This is a genomic window from Pyxidicoccus caerfyrddinensis (assembly GCF_010894405.1).
Classification (GTDB): domain Bacteria; phylum Myxococcota; class Myxococcia; order Myxococcales; family Myxococcaceae; genus Myxococcus; species Myxococcus caerfyrddinensis.
In genome coordinates this window covers 28,854-46,572 of record NZ_JAAIYA010000016.1, presented here as the reverse complement: position 1 = coordinate 46,572, position 17,719 = coordinate 28,854, and the positions used below count along the sequence as shown (strand labels likewise).

The following is a 17,719-nucleotide window of genomic DNA, read 5'->3' as shown; positions in this document are numbered from 1 at the left end:
GGTGGCTACTTCCGTACGGCGGTATCGGCCGCGGAGGTCGCGTCGCGCGCCAGCTCGTCAGCGGTGACGTAGCGCGGCTCGATGTCCACCGGCACGTCCTTGAGCCGCTCCAGCACCTTCTGCACGGAGGGGCGCACCACGCCCATCTTCGCCAGCAGCAGCTCGGCCGCCTTGCGGTCGCCGCGCCCCTGCACCTCCATGAGCTGCTTCGTCAGCGAGGTGACGGACGCGCGAATCTTCTCCGGCACCACCGCGAAGGTGCCGTCCGCGTTCACCTTCACCGCGCCGGTGTCGAGGAAGTGGTTGAGCTGGAGCGCAATCCCCTTGCCGTGCGCCTCGTCCACGCCGAAGCGGATGGAGCGGAACGCGGAGGCGAGGAACGTCGTGTACATGGTGCGCTCCATCGACTTGTCGATGACGCCCTTGTCCACCAGCTGCTGCAGCGCCCACAGGCCGGAGATGTCCGCCTTCGCCTCCTCGAGCGCGCTGGAGGCCACCTGCAGCGCCTGGCGCACCGTGGTCTGCTTTCCCTCCACGGTGATGTTGTGCGGGCCCAGGCCGTGCATCAGCTCGTGCATGAGGATGTGCGTGAAGAAGGCGTCGAAGGACACGTCCTGCTGGTCCTTCGCGGTGAGCGCCACCTTGGCGATGGGCAGCAGCACGCGCTCGAACTTGGCCTCCTGGACGTTCTTCAGCATGACGCGCTTGGAGCCCATCTTCTCCGTCACGCGCTCGTCGTTGGGGAGGTTGTAGGCGGCCGTCTGGACGCCGCGGTTGGCGTCACCGGAGGAGAAGAGGCTGTTGACGACGCGGATGGGCGCCAGCGCGCCGAGCTTCGGGTTGCGCAGCTTCGCGTCGATGGGGAGCTCGTTCTCCAGGCCCTGGAGCTGGCCGCTGAACTTCGCCAGCTTCTGGGACTCGGCCTCGTCGCGCAGGCCGAGGAAGGACTCGAAGGCGGCCTTGTAGTTGAACCAGTTGTCCTCGTAGACCTCGTAGGGCCCGATGGTGGGCTCGATGGTGGCGTCGAGCTGCATCCAGGCCACCTCGCTGGCGTAGTAGTCGTTGGACAGGAAGGCGTCCGCGCGGGCGGTGAGGAAGGCCTTGAGCGTGGGCTGCTTCGTGAGGGCGGCGGCCTCGCGCAGCAGCGTGGCGGCCTGGGCCAGCTCGCCCTGGTACTCGACGCTGTAGGGGACGGAGATGAACTTGCCGTCCGGGCCGCGGCGGATGGTGGTGTAGAAGCCGGTGGCCTCGTGCTGCTGCGCCTCGGGGAGCGACTTGATCCACGCCTCCACCTCGGCCTTGGTGGCGCCGGCCGGGTAGAAGTTGGCGGAGTCCGGCTTGGGCGGCACGCCGGGGATGAAGGGGCGCGCCTCGTCGAGGCTGCTCCAGGGGCCCTTGTCGAGGAGGAACGCGTGCAGGCGCGCGCGGCCCAGGGGCGAGTCGTCGTGGAGCAGGTCGAGCAGGAGCGTCTCGTTGCCGGCCCAGCGCTGGCGCAGGAAGAGGACGTCGAGCAGCTTCGAGGCCTGGACGAGCTTGCCCAGGGCGCGCTTCTCGGCGTCGGGCAGGGCCTTGAGGTCGACCTTGAGCTCCACGGGAGCGAAGCGCGCTGTCTGGCGCTGCAGCTCGGTGGCATCCGGGACACGCGCGGGGGTCTTCTCCGCGGCGGAGGCGGTGCCCGACAGCAGCACCGCGCCGACGAGGGACAGGAGGGTACGGTTCATGTCCCCTTCCCTACTCCAACGCCGCGCCCCCTCCCAGTTCGCTGTATGGCGAGTGGTGGATGGGTGGCAGGGGGATTGCTCCTGGACCGGCGGCCCACGGGCCCATGGCATGTCAGGGGTAGCTCATAGACTCCTCTACCTCACAGGTTGTATACAGGAGGTGGTGGCGTGGGGGTCGAGAAGAAATACGCGAGGAGGGTGCAGGGGATGGGACCGGTCGAGATTCGCGTGTTGTGGGAGCGGGTGAAGGCCCGGGAGGTGCTGGAGGACTGGCCACCCGGAAGGGCGCTCGAATTCATGCTGCTGCGCGCGTTCCAGTTGGAGCGAGCCAGGGTCGTGTGGCCCTACGTCAATGACACCGAGCAGTTGGACGGGGCCATCTACACCGATGGACTGGCCTGCATCGTCGAGACGAAGGACCACGCCGAGTCCGTCGGCTTCGCGGCCATCGCGAAGCTGGCGCTCCAGCTCCAGCGTCGCCCCGGTGCCGCCGTGGGCCTTCTCTTCAGCAGCAGCCAGCTCTCGATGTCGCTGGTTGGAGCCGTGAGCGTCCACCCCATCCGGAACATCCTGCTGTGGCAGGGCTCGGACATCGACCTGGCGCTTCAGCACGGAATGCGAGCGGCCCTCCGCATCAAGTGGCGCAAGGCAGTCGAGCGTGGGGCGTTGAGCTACCGGCTACAGAAGGAGGATTTCTCGTGATTCCGCACGTCATCACTTCGAGCAACACCGCCGTGCTCGTCTTGAAGAAGCTGCTCGGGCCCGAGCTCGCGGGAAGAGTCCGGCTGAAGAACGGGGGGGGTTGGGACGGTGCCGTCACCGAGGCCGGCTCACGCCTGATGAACGAACTGGATATCGCCCTGGTGATCGGTCCCTCCAAAGGTCCGGGCCCCAATCAACGGGAGCGCGACAAGCTCCGCGTCTACGGTTTCCTGCAACACTCAGGACTGGCCTCGCGGCTACGAGTGTTTTTTCTGAGGACGCCGCCGGAGGGGTTGCTCTTCCGCGACCCGGAACTCATCCGCCAGCTCGTCGGCCGCGCCCCCACGCCGGAGCAACTCGCGCGCGCCCGGATGAGGCCACGCCAGGTCCTGGCGGAGTTGCTCGGCGTACAGCCTCGCAAGCTCGTGGGTGCGCTCCGTCCCCGCCTGGAGATGGTGGACCTGACACCCATCCACTCGGTGCCCGGCATCCGGAGGTTCCGGAGGTTCGTGGGCGTCTGCGTGCGGAGGTACGAGGCGAGGCTGGCCCGCGAGCTGGAAGATTCCAACGAAACGGTTTGACCAGACGCGGCGCGACGCAGGTCGAGCGGGCTGCCAACATGCGCGGGCCCTGGATGACCCAGGCCCCCAGTGCCCGGCGCCAAGGCCGGGCTCGCGAGGAACCCCCGCCATGACAACGACAACCCCCGCTTCCGCGCCCCGCTGGCGTGCCCTGCTGGCCCTCGTGGCCGCGCTGGCCCTGGGCTTCACCTCCACCCCCGCCCTCGCCGCGGACGAGGTCCGCCTGCTCAAGGCCGTCAGCACAGTGAGCAGCCGCTATGGCCAGTCCTGGCAGGACGTCACCTACACGCTGGTGGTGAAGAACCTGGCCTACGAGAAGTTCGTCTACATCCAGCAGAAGCAGCCCGACAGCTCCTGGGTGCTGCTCCCCGCCTATTACGTGGGCCCCGCCGGCAATGGCTTCGAGGTGTGGAAGGTGACGAAGCAGTACCAGAGCTGGGGCACCGACCCGCAGCCCAGCCGCGACCTGGAGTTCGTCGCGCGCTTCGTGGTGGGCGGCACCTCCTACTGGGACAACAACGGCGGCGCCAACTACCTCCTCGGCCGGAATGACGGGCCGCTCTTGCGCACCAACGTCCTCGTGGACTCCAGCTTCTGGCGGGACAATGGCGACCTGGACGTCAGCGTCGACGTGAAGAACCTCGCCTACGCGAAGAACTTGACGGTGGTGTACACCACGGACGGCTGGGCCACCTCGCACGAGGCCGCCGCCTCGTACGTCAGCGGCTACACCTACGGCTACGCCTACATCCAGAGCCCCAACGTCCAGGGCGTCGAGCGCTGGCAGGCCCACCTCCCGGCCATCTCCGGAAACGTGCTGCTCTTCTACGTCCGCTACGAGGTGAACGGGCAGACGTACTGGGACAGCAACTTCGGTTACAACTACCAGCACATCCACGCCGCCCCGTAGCCACGGGTGGGAGGAGACCCGGAGGCGTCCGCTGGCCTGGCTGGCCGGCCTGCCTCCGGACTTCTGCCCTCGACACGCCCATTTCCATGGTTATGGGGAGGCGACGCTCGCGCTCCACGGGAGCGCTGGAGGCCTTTCCACATGACTGTCGAGAACTCCCCCCAGAGGGAAACCCACGCCTTCCAGGCGGAAATCAACCAGCTCCTCAGCCTGGTCATCAACTCGCTCTACAGCCACAAGGAGATCTTCCTTCGTGAGCTGGTGTCGAACGCGTCCGACGCGCTCGACAAGCTGCGCTTCCGCTCGATTACGGAGCCCGAGCTGCTCGCGGACGAGCCGGCCCTGGAGCTGCGCATCACCCCCGACGCCGAGAAGGGCACCCTCACCATCGAGGACACCGGCATCGGCATGACGCATGACGAGCTGGTGAAGAACCTGGGCACCATCGCCCACTCCGGCTCGCGCGAGTTCCTGGAGGCCCTGTCCCAGCGCGGCCAGAAGGACATGCAGCTCATCGGCCAGTTCGGCGTGGGCTTCTACAGCGCGTACCTCGTCGCGGACCACGTGGACGTGGTCAGCCGCGCCCCCGGCAAGGACATGCCGGCGTGGAAGTGGGCGTCGGACGCCAAGGGCTCCTTCACCGTGGAGAAGGCCGAGCGCGCCACGCGCGGCACCGCCATCACCCTCCATCTCAAGGCGGACCAGAAGGAGTTCCTGGAGGAGTACCGCCTCCGCACGCTGATTACGCAGTACTCGGACTACGTGGGCCACCCCATCAAGCTCCAGGTGAAGAAGACCACCGGGACGGGGGACGACGCGAAGACGGAAACGTCGCTGGAGGTCGTCAACAAGGCCAGCGCCCTGTGGCAGCGCTCCAAGTCCGAAATCACGGACGAGCAGTACCAGGAGTTCTACAAGCACCTGACGCACGACTGGGAGGCGCCGCTGGCGTGGACGCACTTCCGCGCGGACGGCAACCAGCAGTTCACCGGCCTGCTCTTCGTGCCCAAGCACCCGCCCTTTGACCTGAACGCGCAGCAGCAGCGCGGGGTGCGCCTCTTCGTCAAGCGCGTCTTCATCATGGACCGCTGCGAGGAGCTGGTGCCGCAGTGGCTGCGCTTCGTGCGCGGCGTCATCGACTCGGACGACCTGCCGCTCAACGTGTCGCGCGAGCTCTTGCAGGACTCGCAGGTGGTGCGCGCCATCCGCAAGCACGTGGTGAAGAAGTCGGTGGACCTGCTGGAGAAGCTGGCCAAGGACAAGCCGGACGACTACCGCGAGTTCTGGAAGGCCTTCGGCACGGTGGTGAAGGAGGGCCTCGCCACCGAGGCCGAGCACAAGGACAAGCTGGGGGGCCTCCTGCGCTATGAGAGCTCGCGCGAAGAGGGGCTCACCTCGCTGGCGGACTACGTGTCGCGGATGAAGGAGGGCCAGGAGGCCATCTATTACATCTACGGCGAGTCCCGGCAGGCGGTGGCGGACAGCCCGCACCTGGAGGCGCTCAAGCAGCGCGGCTTCGAGGTCCTCTACATGACGGACCCGGTGGACGAGTGGGCCGCGCAGGGCCTGCGCGAGTTCCAGGGCAAGCCGCTGGTGTCCGCGCTCACGTCCGACCTGAAGCTGCAGGCCACCGACGAGCAGAAGAAGGAGCAGGAGCAGCACGCGGAGGGGCTGAAGACGCTCACCTCGAAGATGAAGGACGTCCTCAAGGACTCCGTGCGCGAGGTGCGCGTGTCGGACCGACTGACGGACTCGCCGGTGTGCCTCGTCGTGCCGGAGGGCGGCTCGCCGGCGTACCTGGAGCGGCTGCTCCAGCAGCGCGGCAAGGGCATGGGCATGCCGCGCGTGAAGCGCATCATGGAGGTGAACCCGAACCACCCCGTGATTGCGCACCTCAAGGCCGTGAATGAGCGGCAGCCGGACGCGGCGCAGGTGACGGAGTGGATTGAGCTGCTCCACGACCAGGCGCTGCTCACCGAGGGCAGCACCATCTCCGACCCGAACCGCTTCGCGCGGCGGATGACGGGCCTGCTCACGCAGGTGGCGGCCCAGGCCGCCCAGGCGCCCACCCACGCGGCCGTGGCCCAGGCCGCGGTGCAGGAGTCCTCGCAGCCGGCCACGACTCCGCCGGCCGCGAGCTGAAGCACGCGCCAGGAGGGGCTGCCAGCGCTGGCGGCTCCTCCCGGCGTACGGCCCCGCCCTCTCGGGCGAGGCGGGCGGCAACGGAGGTGAGCCGCGCGGGCAGGCGGCTCCCTCCGAGGACTTCCCGCCGTCCTTCGTCAGACGGCGGGCGGGCTCGCGGCGGCCTGCGGCTCCGCGACGACCTGGCGCGGCGTGCGGCGGAACTTCAGGCCGACCAGGGGCCGCAGGAAGGGCACCTGGAAGAAGACCTCCGTCAGCAACCACGTCCCCAGAATCGAGGTGACCGTCAGCAGGATGAAGAGCGACCACCCGCCCAGCGGCAGCTTCAGCAGCGGGTAGGCCATCACCACCAGCACCATCTCGTGGAGGATGTAGAACGGGAAGGCCCTGTCGCGGGCGTACTTCAGGTACGGCTTCGTCGTGGTGACGAGCGCGCGCGCCCACCCGAGCGCCGCCAGCATGAAGCTCCACCCGGCAAAGGTGAGCAGCAGCGAGTCCGGCACGAGCGAGAACCGGGGGAGCGCCCAGTAGGCGGCGAAGGTGACGGCTGACACCACCGCCATCGGCTTGCGCTTCTCCACCAGGTACTCCCAGAAGCGCGGGCTGCGCCCCAGGAAGTTGCCGAGGATGAAGAAGTACAGCAGGTGGCTGAACAGCCAGTAGTCATTGATGAGCGCCATGTTCGCCGGGTAGCCGTCGAAGATGACGCGGATGGCCGCGATCGGCAGGAACAGCAGCCACACGTTCACCCCGCGCGTCACCCACGCCTCGAACCGGGTGCAGAAGCGCTCGGCGCTCGGGGTGCGCAGCCACGCGTACAGCGGCAGCATCAGGACGTTGTAGAGGAACAGGTAGCAGAGCAGCCACAGGTGGTGCCAGCTCAGGCTGCCCCTGGGCCACGGGACGAAGTTGAGGACGCTCGGCCAGAACTCCAGGTAGCTGCCACTGAAGCGTCCCTGGATGAGCCGCTCGATGTAGATCTGCGGCGGGGTGATGAAGAAGATGCCGAACAGCAGCGGAATCAGGAGCCGCTTCGCGCGGTCTCCCAGCAGCCCCTTCACCGAGCGCTGACGGAACGCGTAGGCGGTGGCCACGCCGGAGATGAGCAGCAGCAGCGGCAGCCGCACCGTCCCTCCCGCGAGGATGGGGCCCCGCAACTCCGGAAGCGGAATGGGGCTTTTCACAATCCACTTGAAGGGGCCGAAGATGAGCCCCACGTGGTGGACGTGGACCAGGATGATGGCGACGAAACGAATCCAGTCCAGGTCGGGACGGTACTGCGAGGAGGGTTGCGGGGAGGCGCTCATGGATGAAGAAGGGTCCGGAAGGAGGCGCGGCAGAGCCTAGCCGGGACTGCCCCCCTCCCCATAGTCCCCCCCGACCCGTCCCAACCCCTCACGGCCTGCGCAATTCCAGACAAGCCTCCCTACCGGGGGACTGCTCCGCGCGGCGAGACAAGATGGCACCCTCCGCCTCCCTCGAAACAAGCAGGGAGACGCGCTCATGGGTTCGGCGGAGCTGCTGGGCTACCTCGAGGACTGCCGCGTCCTCGCGCTCCAGGAAATCCAGCGCATCATCCCCGCCGAGCAGCGCGAGGCGTCTCCGCTCTACGCGCTGATGCTCGACTACCCACTGCGTGAGGCCAAGGGACTGAGGCCGGCGCTGTGCATCGCCTCCTGCCGCGCACTGGGCGGGAAGCTGGACGCGGTGGTGCGCTCGGCGGCGGTGCTGGAGCTGTTCCACAACGCCTTCCTCATCCACGACGACATCGAGGATGGCTCGCTCATGCGTCGCGGCGGCCCCACCCTCCACCGCACGCATGGGCTGCCCATCGCCGTCAACGTGGGGGACGCCATGCTGGCCCTCGCGCTGCAGCCGCTGCTCGACAACGTGGCGGTGCTCGGGCTGGGGCCGGCGCTGCGCATCCTCCAGGCGGTGGCGCGGATGACGCGCGAGTCGGTGGAGGGACAGGCGCTGGAGCTGGAGTGGATTCGCCACGGCGTGCTCGACGTCACGGATGACGACTACGTCCGGATGGTGGAGCAGAAGACGGCCTGGTACAGCTTCATCACCCCCGTCACCGTGGGCGCCATCACCGCCCGGGCGCCGCAGGAGCGCATCGACGCGCTCGCGGCCTTCGCGCGCTCGCTGGGCATCGCCTTCCAGATTCAGGACGACGTCCTCAACCTGCGCGGCCAGGAGTCCGACTACGGGAAGGAAATCGCCGGGGACCTCTGGGAGGGCAAGCGCACGCTCATGCTGCTGCACATGCTGCGCGGCGCCTCCGAAGCGGAGCGGCGGGAAGTGGCGCGCATCCTCCGCCTGCCCCGCCCGGAGGAACCGGGGGACGCGTCATCGGAAGGCTCCGGCATCCCGCTCGAAGCGCTGCTCTCGCGGCTGGTGGAGGAAGGGGCGCTGACGCCACCCGGCGAGGCCCGGCTGCGCGAGGCCCTGCGCGCCCATGACGCCCGGGGCCCGGTGAAGACGGAGGCCGACGTGCGCCTGCTGCTGTCACTCATCGAGCGCCAGGGCAGCCTGGAGCATGCCCAGGGCGTGGCCCGCCAGTGGGCGGAGGACGCGGAGCGGAGACTGGCGGCCTGTCGTGAGTGGCTGCCCGACTCCGTGCACCGCCGGTTGCTCGACTCGCTGGTGGCCTACGTGCTGGCGCGCGTCCGGTGACGCCGAGGGGGACTCATGGACGAGCTGCTGCGACTGCTGCTGGGCACGCCGCTGACGCCCAACGCGCTGGACCCGCTCCGGGTGCGGTCCTTCATCTGGGAGGAGCTGCATCGCATCCACCGCCTGGTCCTCCAGGGCACGCTCTCTCCGGGCACGGAGGCGAAGCCGATGGTGCCACCGCCGGAGAATGACGCCGGGTCACCCGCGCACGCGGGCGACGTCGTCGCGCTCCTGCACCGGGCGCGGCTGCTGCTGCTCCAGCACCCCGTCGCGGCGCAGGCGGCCTTCTCCGCGCTGGTGGCCGAGGGACGGCGCTTCGCGGCCACGCCGGAGGGACACAGCCAGGCCACCGCGCTCGCCGCATCTCCGCTCATCCGCCATGCCAGCGAGCTGTGGGGGGCGCTCGGGATGGACATGCTGGAGGAGGACCCGAACACCGTCCTGCCCTCGGCGTGGCTGGACGCGCTGCTGCGGCGCGCGGAGTCCCCCAACCTCGCCGCCGCACGGCCAGAGCCCTCTTTCTCCCCTGGAGGTGAGCCCCGGGATGGCGAGCCTCGATGAAGTCCGCGACGACTACTGCGACGAGAACCTGCCCGTGCTCCTGCTGCTGGGGCTCGTCTCCGCCCTGCGGCGGCTGGACGCACTGCTGCCCCCGCCGGGCGCGCCCCCCGAGTGCCCGGAGCCCGAGGGGGGACAGGACGTCCGCGAGGGGCGCTTCCTGTACCTCGTGCTCGGGCTCATCGCGTTCCGTGGACACCTGTGCTCCGCGCTCACGCCCATGGGCGTTGATGGACTTCGGAGCGCTCCCGCTGACGCCTCGCGCGCGGAGACACCGGCCGCCCCGCGGCCCGGACTCCGGGAGATGCTGCGCTGACCATGTCGCGCCAGGACCCGCACGGCGCGCTGCAGACAGAGCTCGCGGAGCTGCTGCCCCGGCTCGACTACTTCCGGCGCTCGCCCGCGCGGCTCGGCGGGCGGGGCGGGCACAAGGAGTGGCAGTACTTCCTCGTGAATGCCGGTGCGGCGCACCTGCTCATCAACTTCAGCCTCCAGGACGACCCGTGGGCCGCCGACCCGCGGCGCGCGGAGGTGGCGCGGCTCACGGTGCTCGTCCGGGGCGACGCGTGGGAGGGCGGCATGGAGCGCTTCCCCGAGTCCGAGGTGCACGTCCTCCCCGGCCGCATCGACGCGCGCTTCGGCGCCAGCACCCTTCGCTTCGAGCAGGGCCGCTACCTGCTCGCCGTCTGCCTGCGCGAGCACGCCCTGTCCGCCGAGCTGGAGCTGGTCCCCACCATGCGGCCGCTCCTCTTCACCAACCACCCGCTCGCCCCGGGGGAGCAGCTCTCGTGGGTCGTCGTCCCCCGGCTGGAGGCACGGGGCACCGTCACCCTCGGAAGCAGGACGCACCGCGTGGACGGAGCACCCGCGTACCACGACCACAACTGGGGCCACTTCCGCTGGGGCGGGGACTTCTCCTGGGAGTGGGCGCACGCGCTGCCGGCCGACGCCGCCCACCCGTGGAGCGCCGTCTTCGCCCGGATGACGGACCGGCGCAGGACGAGCGTGCGCTACCAGTCCCTCTTCCTCTGGAGGAGCGGCGGCGCGGTGCGCACCTTCCGGGACAGGGACATCCGCGTCCTCCACCACGGCCACTTCCAACCCACACGGCGCCTCACCGTGCCCCCGGAGATGGCGCTGCTCACCCCCGGCCTGGCGTGCGACCTGCCCGCGCGCACGGAGCTGTCGGTGGCCACCGGCGGCGACTCCTTCCACCTCCAGTTCGCCGCGGAGGAGCTGGCCCAGGTCATCACCCCGGGCGAGCGCGAGCCCCGCACGGTGTCCGTGATCAACGAGCTCAGCGGCCGCGTCGTGTCGCACGGGTGCATTGGCGGAGAACCCTTCGAGCTGGAGGCGACCGGTGTCCATGAGCTCATCCGGGACTGAGGGGCCGGTGGGAAGGCTGCTGACCGAGTCCTTCCAGGCGCTCGCGCGCGAGCAGCCGGCGCAGCACGCCCTCATGTGCGAGCAACTCCAGGGGCACACGGTGGAGGTGTGCGTGGGGGCGGAGCGCTTCTTCCTCGGCTTCGAGTCCGGCGGCGCGCGGGTGGAGTCCACCGGACCGGCGGCACAGGCCCTGCTGGTGACGGGCCGGGGCGTGCTCGCGGACGTGCTGGACGCGCGGCTGTCGCTCACCCGGGCCGTGCTCACCGACGCGCTGGAGGTGGTGGGCCCGCTCGCCTCGCTGATGGCGCTGCACGAGGGGCTCGTCACCTACGTCCACGGGGCGGTGCGCTGCCCCTCGTTTCCCGCGCTGCTCGCGCGGCTGCGCGCGGTGTGCCGCGAGGGCGCTCCTGCAGGTCCCCCACTACGAGGTGAGTCCCATGGCTCCCGAGATGGATGAGCAAGAACGTGAACCCAACCAGCCCATCAGCAAGAGCCTGGCCCGCGTCCACATCTATGGCGCTGGCATCGCCGGGCTGACGGCGGCCCACGAGCTGGCCATCCGCGGCTTCCGGGTGCGCGTCATCGAGCCCGCCCAGGAGTGCGATGAGGCAGGGCGGCTCGAAGGGGCGCCCCATCCCCTGAATCGCAGGATGGCCGTGGGCGGCCTGGCGCGGACGCAGTTCATGCGCGCGGAGCGGGGCGCGGCGGGCAACTTCCTGGGGACCGACGAGGACGCGCGGAGCGACGAGGGCCGCATGTTCCTCAAGTACCCGGAGAACTTCGAGCCGGGCGGGCGGATGGGAGAGGTCCCCGATGAGGCCGAGGCCGACCTCCACCACTTCCTGAACCGGTGCGGCTTCTTCACGCGCGGCGAGACGCAGGGCGTGCTCCACCTGCGCGTCCCCCCGGGCAAGAACGACGCCATCCGGAAGCGGCGCCGGCGCAACGCGGAAGCGCTGCACCGGCTCCTGACCGCCACCAACACCTGGGACACGAAGCTCGAGCCGGCGCGCGTCATCATCCTGGAGGAAGCCGAGGCCCAGGAGCTCGCGCAGTGCCTCGTCACACCGCCGCTGCCGCTCGAGGACAAGGAGGGTCTCCAGTTGGAGCTGGTGCACTTCCTGCCCGGCGAGCACGGCTTCCGCTTCTTCCCCTCGTACTACCGCCACCTCTTCTCCACGATGATGGAGACCCCCATCCTCGACGAGGACAACCGGCTCACCGGCCGCCGCGTCTTCGACAACCTCGTCCCCTCCAGCTTCTACGGCATCGCCGCCCAGGGCCGCCGCATCCGCTTCCTCCGCCGCGCACCCTCCACCCGCCCCGTGCAGATGCTCCAGGAGTTGAAGGACCTCGCGGCCTCCGGCTACCCCGCCACCGACACCCTCCAGTTCACGCTCCGAATCTGGCGGTACATGAGCACCTGCTCCGAGCGCAGGAAGGCCGACTACGAGAAGCTTTCCTGGTGGGAGTACCTGGAGGGCTTCGACCCGAAGGCGAACACGCGCCGCTACCAGTACAGCGACGCCTTCAAGCGCGACATGCAGTCCGCCCCGCGCGTGCTCGCCGCGTTCGACGGAGCCTGGGGCGATGCGCGCACCAACGGCAATACCTTCGTCCAGCTCTACCTCAACAACCTGCTCCCGCTGCCCAAGACGGACGGCACCCTCAACGGCCCCACCACCCTGGCCTGGCTGCGGCCCTGGCGCCGCTACCTGCGGGACTACCTCAAGGTGGAGTTCCACGCGGGCGCGCTGACCCGCCTCGAGCTCGAAGTGGAGACGGGCCGCCTCAAGCCCTTCTGGAGGCGCAAGGGAGAGTCGCAGGAGGAGGAGGACACGCGGGTGACGAACCCGCCCCTGAGGGGCGGCGGCCACCCGGCCGTCGTCGAGAAGGTGGACTACCACATCATCGCCACCGACGCGGCGGCCGCGGAGGCGGTGACGCGAGACCTGCCGCCCATCGGTGTCATCCAGGGGCTGCGCGGCTTCACCACCACGATTCCGCCCAACCCGCGCGGGCCCGAGCCCGAGCAGCCGCGCCCGGCGGACGTGTTCCCCGGGAACGTCCCCTGGGACCGCTTCCAGACGCTCACCGGCATCCAGTTCTTCTTCCCCGCCTCCGTCCGCCTCGCCGAGGGCTACATCTACTTCCTCGACGCGCCGTGGGGCCTGTCCGCCATCAACAGTCAGCAGTACTGGGCCACACCGCCCACGTTCGACCGGGACGGCTTCGGCGCGGTGCTCAGCGTGGACATCGGCAACTGGTTCGTGCGCGAGGAGGGGAAGAAGAGTCCCTCCCGCAGCTCGCACCACGAGATTGCCGACGAGGTGTGGAGGCAAATCAAGCAGGCCACCGAGCTGCACAAGGTGCCGCTGCCCAACTCGGCCCAGTTCGACTTCTCCCTGCCCGCGCCGAGCTGGTACCACGTGGACCGGAACATCCGCTTCAAGCGCGACAAGGCCACCGGCGAGGCGCGCCCCGTGGCGAACCTGGCGCCCTACCTCATCCCCATCGTCGGGGACTGGGACCGCCGGCCCGGCACCGAGCCGTGGGACCCACTGCGTTCCCCACCGCCGCCGAAGCTCATCCAGGTGGATGGGCTCTGGCTGGCGGAGCACGGCGGCTACCCGGTGCACTGGAACAAGCTCGTCTTCGCCGGCACCTATCTGAAGACCTTCACGCGGATGACCACCATGGAGTCCGCCAACGAGTCCGCGCGCCACGCCGTCAACGCCATCATCGACCACTACCTCGCGCACCATGAGGTGCGCAGCCGGGACCCGGGCCCTCAACCGCTTCCGGCTCCGGGAGGACAGAGCGACGAGCTGGGCCCGCTCGCCGGCCTGCCGGAGTTCCGGATGACGCCCATTGGCGAGTACTGCCGCATCTGGGACCCCGAGCAGCACGAGCTGCCCGAGCTGGCGCCGCTGCGCGAGCTGGACGCGAAGCTCTTCGCGGAGGGCCGGCCCCACGTCTGGGACGTGCTGAACCTGGAGGCACTCGCGAGGCCCTTCGCTCCGTCGCTCGGCACCCCGGGCGGAGCGGAGCCCCTGCTGGAGCTCTTGCGCAAGGTGCGCGAAGGGCTGGAGACCCTGCTCAAGGCCCGCGCGCCGGGGACGAGGTAGCCGCCGCATGGACACCCTTCCTTCGACGCACACGCGAAAGGGCCCTGCCCGGGTCCACATCTACGGTGCCGGAATCGCCGGGCTGACGGCCGCGCACGAGCTGGCCCGCCGCGGCTTCCGGGTGCGCATCTATGAGCCCGCGCAGGAGTACGACGAAATGGGAGTGCCTGAAACGGGCCCCGACACCTATGACACGGACCCTAGGCTGGCCGTGGGCGGCATGGCCCGCTCGCAGTTCCTGCGCGTCGCCAAGGGTGCCCTGGGTAACTTCCGCGAGCAGGGCCAGTTCACCACTTGCGATGAGTACCGCCTCGTCTACGACCCCTCCGGGGACTGGCTCACCACGGGGTTGGACCCCTCAAGAGTGTTCGACTTCTTGCACAACAGGGACTTCTTTCCCAAAGCGGTCTTTCCAGGAATCGTCCACATCCACCACGGCATGCCCTCAGACATCGGGCGCACCCCTACGCGCAGTGACGCCGCGGCGGCATTGCGCGACTACATGATTGGAGACCGCGATGAACCGCGGATCTCCCCGGACCGGATCATCATCGTGGACGAGCAGGAGAAGCAGTTCGCGCAGGAGGTGGAGGCTCCCTACCCCGAGCTGGGAGACAAGGATGAGCTGCTGGTCGAAGTCGTGCACTACCTGCCTGGCGAGCACGGCTTCCGTTTCTTCCCCTCGTACTACCGCCACCTCTTCTCCACGATGGTCGAAACCCCCATCCTGGATGACCACGGCAGGCCTACCGGTCGCAGGGTGTTCGACAACCTCGTTCCCTCGAGCTTCTACGGCATCGCCGCCCAGGGCAGACGCATCCGCTTCCTGCGCCGGGCTCCCGCCTCCCGTCCCTTCGAAATGCTGCAGGAGCTGAAGGACCTGTTCTCGTCCGGCTATCCGCAGACGGACACCCTCCAGTTCACCCTGCGCCTCTGGCGCTACCTATGCACCAGTCCCGAGCGCAGGAAGCACGAATACGAGCGCATCTCCTGGTGGGAGTACCTGGAGGGGTATGACCCCCAGTCCGGTACGCGCCGCTACCAGTACAGCCCCGCCTTCAAGCACGACATGCAGTTTGCTCCCCGGGTGCTGGCCGCATTCGATGGCGCCTGGGGTGACGCGCGCACCAACGGCAACACGCTCGCCCAGCTCTACCTCAACAACCTGCTACCGATGCCCAAGACGGACGGCACCCTCAACGGGCCCACCACGCCAGCCTGGCTCCGCCCCTGGCGCCGCTACCTGGCGGAGCACCTGAGAGTCGAGTTCGTCCCGGGCAGGCTGACCCGATTCGAACTCCAGGAGGACACCCTCATCCCCTACGTGAAGACGGGGGATTGGGAATATCCGGACACGAGCGTCGGGAAGCAGCACGACGAGGGTGAAGACCCCATCGAAGACCCCGTGGACTACTACGTCCTGGCCACCGATGCGGTGACCGCGGAGAGGCTGACGGAGGGCCTGCCGGAAATCGGCGTCGTCCAGGGGCTGCGCGGCTTCACCACCCGGATTCCGCCGAACCCTCGCGGGCCCGAGCCGGAGCAGCCGCGCACGCCCGGCGTGCTCCCCGGCCACGTACCCTGGGACCGTTTCCAGACGCTCACCGGCATCCAGTTCTTCTTTCCCTTTTCCGTCCGGCTCGCCGAGGGCTACCTGTACTTCCTGGATGCGCCGTGGGGCCTGTCCGCCATCAACAGCCAGCAGTACTGGGCCACGCCCCCCACCCTCGCCCAGGATGGCTTCGCCGCGGTGCTCAGCGTCGACATTGGCAACTGGTACGTCCGCGAGCCCGGACAGAAGAGTCCCTCCGACAGCTCCCGCCACGAAATCGCCCACGAGGTGTGGCGGCAGATAAAGCAGGCCACCGAGCAGCACCAGTCTCCGCTGTCCCACGCGCCCCAGCCCCAGTACAGCTTCGTCCTGCCGGAGCCCTCCTGGTACTCCATGGACCGGCACATCCACTTCGAGGAGGACCCGGCCACCGGCAAGGAACGCCCCATCGAGAACCGAGCGCCCTACCTCATTCCCATCCTGGGCGACTGGGACCGCAGACCCGGCGCCGAGCCCTGGAATCCACTGGCGCCATCCACCGCGGCTCCGTCGGAGGCGGACCTTCCCAAGGGGCTGTGGCAGGCACGGCACGGCGGCTACCAGGTGCACTGGGGCAAGCTCGTCTTCGCCGGCACGTATCTGAAGACCTTCACGCGGATGACCACCATGGAGTCGGCCAATGAATCCGCCCGCCATGCGGTCAACGCCATCATCGACCACTGCCTGGCCCACCCCAAGCCGCAGGAGAACGCGCCGCAGCGGGGCGTTGCCAGCACGCGGGCCACGCCCACCGTGCCCGACTACGGCGGCCAGGGAACCCTGACCGGCTCACCCGACTTCCGCATGACGCCCATTGGCGAGTACTGCCGCATCTGGGACCCCGAGCAGCATGAACTGCCCGAGCTGGGGTCGCTCCGTGAGCTGGACGCGAAGCTGTTCGCCTCGGGTCTGCCCCATGTCTGGGATGTGCTCCACCTGGAGCCGCTCGTCATGCCGCTCGTCCCGTCGTTGGCTTCATCCAGCGGCGCCGAGGCCCTGAAGTCCTTCCTGAGCAGGGTACGCGAGTCTTTGGAGGCGATGCCTCGGCCCTTCTGGCCGGGCATCCGGTGGCCCCCGCATTGAGGAGCACGGCATGGCTGGCGACAATCCCAGGGTACGAAGGGGCCCAGCCCGGGTCCATATCTATGGCGCCGGAATCGCCGGGCTGACGGCGGCGCACGAGCTGGCCCGCCGCGGCTTCCGGGTGCGCGTCTACGAGCCCGCGCAGGAGTACGACGAAATGGGAGAGCCTGAAAGGAACCACGCCATCGTCCCTTGGGCGGAGTCCAGGCTGGCCGTGGGAGGCATGGCCCGCTCGCAATTCCAGCGCGCGGCCAAGGGGGCCCTGGGCAACTTTCCCGAACAGGGTCAGTTGACCACCTGCGATGAGTACCGCCTGTTCTACGACTACTCCAGGGACTGGGTGGTGCAAGACTGGCGGCTGTATCCGCAGGAGGTGGACACGTTCCTGAGCAGCAGCGACCTCGCCCCCAAAGCATACTTTCCAGGCATCATCCACATCCGCATCCCCAAGCCCTTTAACGAAGGGCGCACCCCTACGCGCAGGACCACCGCAGAGGCGCTGCATGAGTACCTGCTTGGTCGTGCCTACTGGTACTGGTCGGGTTTTCCTCCAGCCCGGAGCGCTCTCGTAGCCGACGAGGAGGAACAGTTCGCGCGGGAAATGGACGACCCCTACCCCGAGCTGGAAGACAGGGATGAGCTCCTGGTCGAGCTCGTGCACTACCTGCCCGGCGAGCACGGCTTCCTCTTCTTCCCCTCCTGCTACCGCCACCTCTTCTCCACGATGGTCGAAACCCCCATCCTGGATGACCACGACAGGCCTACCGGTCGCAGGGCGTTCGACAATCTGGTGCCCGCCAGCAGCCACGGCATCACCGCCCAGTGCAGTCGAATCCGCTTCGCGTCCTCCGGCCATCCGCCGACGGACACCCTCCAGTTCACCCTGCGCCTCTGGCGCTACCTATGCACCAGTCCCGAGCGCAGGAAGCATGAATACGAGCGCATCTCCTGGTGGGAGTACCTGGAGGGGTATGACCCCCAGTCCGGTACGCGCCGCTACCAGTACAGCCCCGCCTTCAAGCACGACATGCAGTTCGCTCCCCGGGTGCTGGCCGCATTCGATGGCGCCTGGGGTGACGCGCGCACCAACGGCAACACGCTCGCCCAGCTCTACCTCAACAACCTGCTACCGATGCCCAAGACGGACGGCACCCTCAACGGGCCCACCACGCCAGCCTGGCTCCGCCCCTGGCGCCGCTACCTGGCGGAGCACCTGAGAGTCGAGTTCGTCCCGGGCA

The 17,719-nt window shown here is 68.9% G+C and carries 14 protein-coding genes; 12 read left to right on the top strand and 2 right to left on the bottom strand.

The annotated features are described in order from the left end of the window. Positions 1–5: 5 nt before the first annotated feature. Positions 6–1,721: a dipeptidyl-peptidase 3 family protein gene (locus G4D86_RS32525; protein WP_163997984.1), complete on the bottom strand. Its 1,716-nt coding sequence runs from the start codon at positions 1,719–1,721 to the stop codon at positions 6–8. Positions 1,722–1,928: 207 nt separating this feature from the next. On the opposite strand from G4D86_RS32525, the gene G4D86_RS32520 reads away from it, so the two are divergent. The 4 genes from G4D86_RS32520 (at position 1,929) to htpG (ending at position 6,056) form a co-directional block, all read left to right on the top strand. Then, entirely contained in the window at positions 1,929–2,423 is a 495-nt protein-coding gene (locus tag G4D86_RS32520) for a hypothetical protein (RefSeq protein WP_163997983.1), read from the top strand. After that, complete coding sequence (locus G4D86_RS32515; RefSeq protein ID WP_163997982.1) at positions 2,420–3,004, top strand: hypothetical protein; 585 nt, start codon at positions 2,420–2,422, stop codon at positions 3,002–3,004. Before G4D86_RS32520 ends, G4D86_RS32515 begins: the two co-directional genes overlap by 4 nt. 109 nt (positions 3,005–3,113) lie before the next feature. Next, on the top strand, positions 3,114–3,914 hold the full coding sequence (locus tag G4D86_RS32510) for a carbohydrate-binding protein (RefSeq protein WP_163997981.1): 801 nt from the start codon (positions 3,114–3,116) through the stop codon (positions 3,912–3,914). Between the two features lie 141 nt (positions 3,915–4,055). Continuing rightward, entirely contained in the window at positions 4,056–6,056 is a 2,001-nt protein-coding gene (gene htpG, locus G4D86_RS32505; protein WP_240360592.1) for a molecular chaperone HtpG, read from the top strand. Positions 6,057–6,193: 137 nt separating this feature from the next. On the opposite strand, the gene G4D86_RS32500 is transcribed toward htpG, so the two are convergent. After that, entirely contained in the window at positions 6,194–7,363 is a 1,170-nt protein-coding gene (locus tag G4D86_RS32500; protein WP_163997980.1) for an acyltransferase family protein, read from the bottom strand. A gap of 196 nt (positions 7,364–7,559) precedes the next feature. On the opposite strand from G4D86_RS32500, the gene G4D86_RS32495 reads away from it, so the two are divergent. The 8 genes from G4D86_RS32495 to G4D86_RS32460 all read left to right on the top strand — a co-directional run. Further along, positions 7,560–8,735 (top strand): polyprenyl synthetase family protein, encoded by a 1,176-nt coding sequence (locus G4D86_RS32495; protein WP_163997979.1) that lies wholly within the window; start codon positions 7,560–7,562, stop codon positions 8,733–8,735. Between the two features lie 15 nt (positions 8,736–8,750). After that, positions 8,751–9,296 (top strand): hypothetical protein, encoded by a 546-nt coding sequence (locus tag G4D86_RS32490; RefSeq protein ID WP_163997978.1) that lies wholly within the window; start codon positions 8,751–8,753, stop codon positions 9,294–9,296. Next, the gene (locus tag G4D86_RS32485) at positions 9,280–9,609 is read left to right on the top strand and encodes a hypothetical protein (protein WP_163997977.1); all 330 of its coding nucleotides are present in this window, start codon (positions 9,280–9,282) and stop codon (positions 9,607–9,609) included. Before G4D86_RS32490 ends, G4D86_RS32485 begins: the two co-directional genes overlap by 17 nt. A 2-nt stretch (positions 9,610–9,611) precedes the next feature. Beyond that, entirely contained in the window at positions 9,612–10,679 is a 1,068-nt protein-coding gene (locus G4D86_RS32480; RefSeq protein WP_163997976.1) for a hypothetical protein, read from the top strand. Beyond that, the gene (locus G4D86_RS32475) at positions 10,660–11,136 is read left to right on the top strand and encodes a sterol-binding-like protein (RefSeq protein ID WP_205519919.1); all 477 of its coding nucleotides are present in this window, start codon (positions 10,660–10,662) and stop codon (positions 11,134–11,136) included. The genes G4D86_RS32480 and G4D86_RS32475 overlap by 20 nt, the downstream gene beginning before the upstream one ends. Then, complete coding sequence (locus tag G4D86_RS32470; RefSeq protein WP_163997975.1) at positions 11,117–13,807, top strand: NAD(P)-binding protein; 2,691 nt, start codon at positions 11,117–11,119, stop codon at positions 13,805–13,807. Before G4D86_RS32475 ends, G4D86_RS32470 begins: the two co-directional genes overlap by 20 nt. A 7-nt stretch (positions 13,808–13,814) precedes the next feature. Beyond that, positions 13,815–16,481, top strand: coding sequence for an NAD(P)-binding protein (locus G4D86_RS32465; protein WP_163997974.1), 2,667 nt, complete (start codon positions 13,815–13,817; stop codon positions 16,479–16,481). A gap of 10 nt (positions 16,482–16,491) precedes the next feature. Then, positions 16,492–17,719: NAD(P)-binding protein (locus G4D86_RS32460; protein ID WP_163997973.1), on the top strand; the 1,228-nt coding region annotated here is incomplete at its 3' end.

What these genes read in the sequence shown, in the direction of transcription:
- G4D86_RS32525 (WP_163997984.1), bottom strand. Translation starts at nt 1,721, where the DNA reads ATGAACCGTACCCTCCTGTCCCTCGTCGGCGCGGTGCTGCTGTCGGGC.
- G4D86_RS32520 (WP_163997983.1), top strand. Translation starts at nt 1,929, where the DNA reads ATGGGACCGGTCGAGATTCGCGTGTTGTGGGAGCGGGTGAAGGCCCGG.
- G4D86_RS32510 (WP_163997981.1), top strand. Translation starts at nt 3,114, where the DNA reads ATGACAACGACAACCCCCGCTTCCGCGCCCCGCTGGCGTGCCCTGCTG.
- htpG (WP_240360592.1), top strand. Translation starts at nt 4,056, where the DNA reads ATGACTGTCGAGAACTCCCCCCAGAGGGAAACCCACGCCTTCCAGGCG.
- G4D86_RS32500 (WP_163997980.1), bottom strand. Translation starts at nt 7,363, where the DNA reads ATGAGCGCCTCCCCGCAACCCTCCTCGCAGTACCGTCCCGACCTGGAC.
- G4D86_RS32495 (WP_163997979.1), top strand. Translation starts at nt 7,560, where the DNA reads ATGGGTTCGGCGGAGCTGCTGGGCTACCTCGAGGACTGCCGCGTCCTC.
- G4D86_RS32490 (WP_163997978.1), top strand. Translation starts at nt 8,751, where the DNA reads ATGGACGAGCTGCTGCGACTGCTGCTGGGCACGCCGCTGACGCCCAAC.
- G4D86_RS32485 (WP_163997977.1), top strand. Translation starts at nt 9,280, where the DNA reads ATGGCGAGCCTCGATGAAGTCCGCGACGACTACTGCGACGAGAACCTG.
- G4D86_RS32480 (WP_163997976.1), top strand. Translation starts at nt 9,612, where the DNA reads ATGTCGCGCCAGGACCCGCACGGCGCGCTGCAGACAGAGCTCGCGGAG.
- G4D86_RS32475 (WP_205519919.1), top strand. Translation starts at nt 10,660, where the DNA reads ATGAGCTCATCCGGGACTGAGGGGCCGGTGGGAAGGCTGCTGACCGAG.
- G4D86_RS32470 (WP_163997975.1), top strand. Translation starts at nt 11,117, where the DNA reads ATGGCTCCCGAGATGGATGAGCAAGAACGTGAACCCAACCAGCCCATC.
- G4D86_RS32465 (WP_163997974.1), top strand. Translation starts at nt 13,815, where the DNA reads ATGGACACCCTTCCTTCGACGCACACGCGAAAGGGCCCTGCCCGGGTC.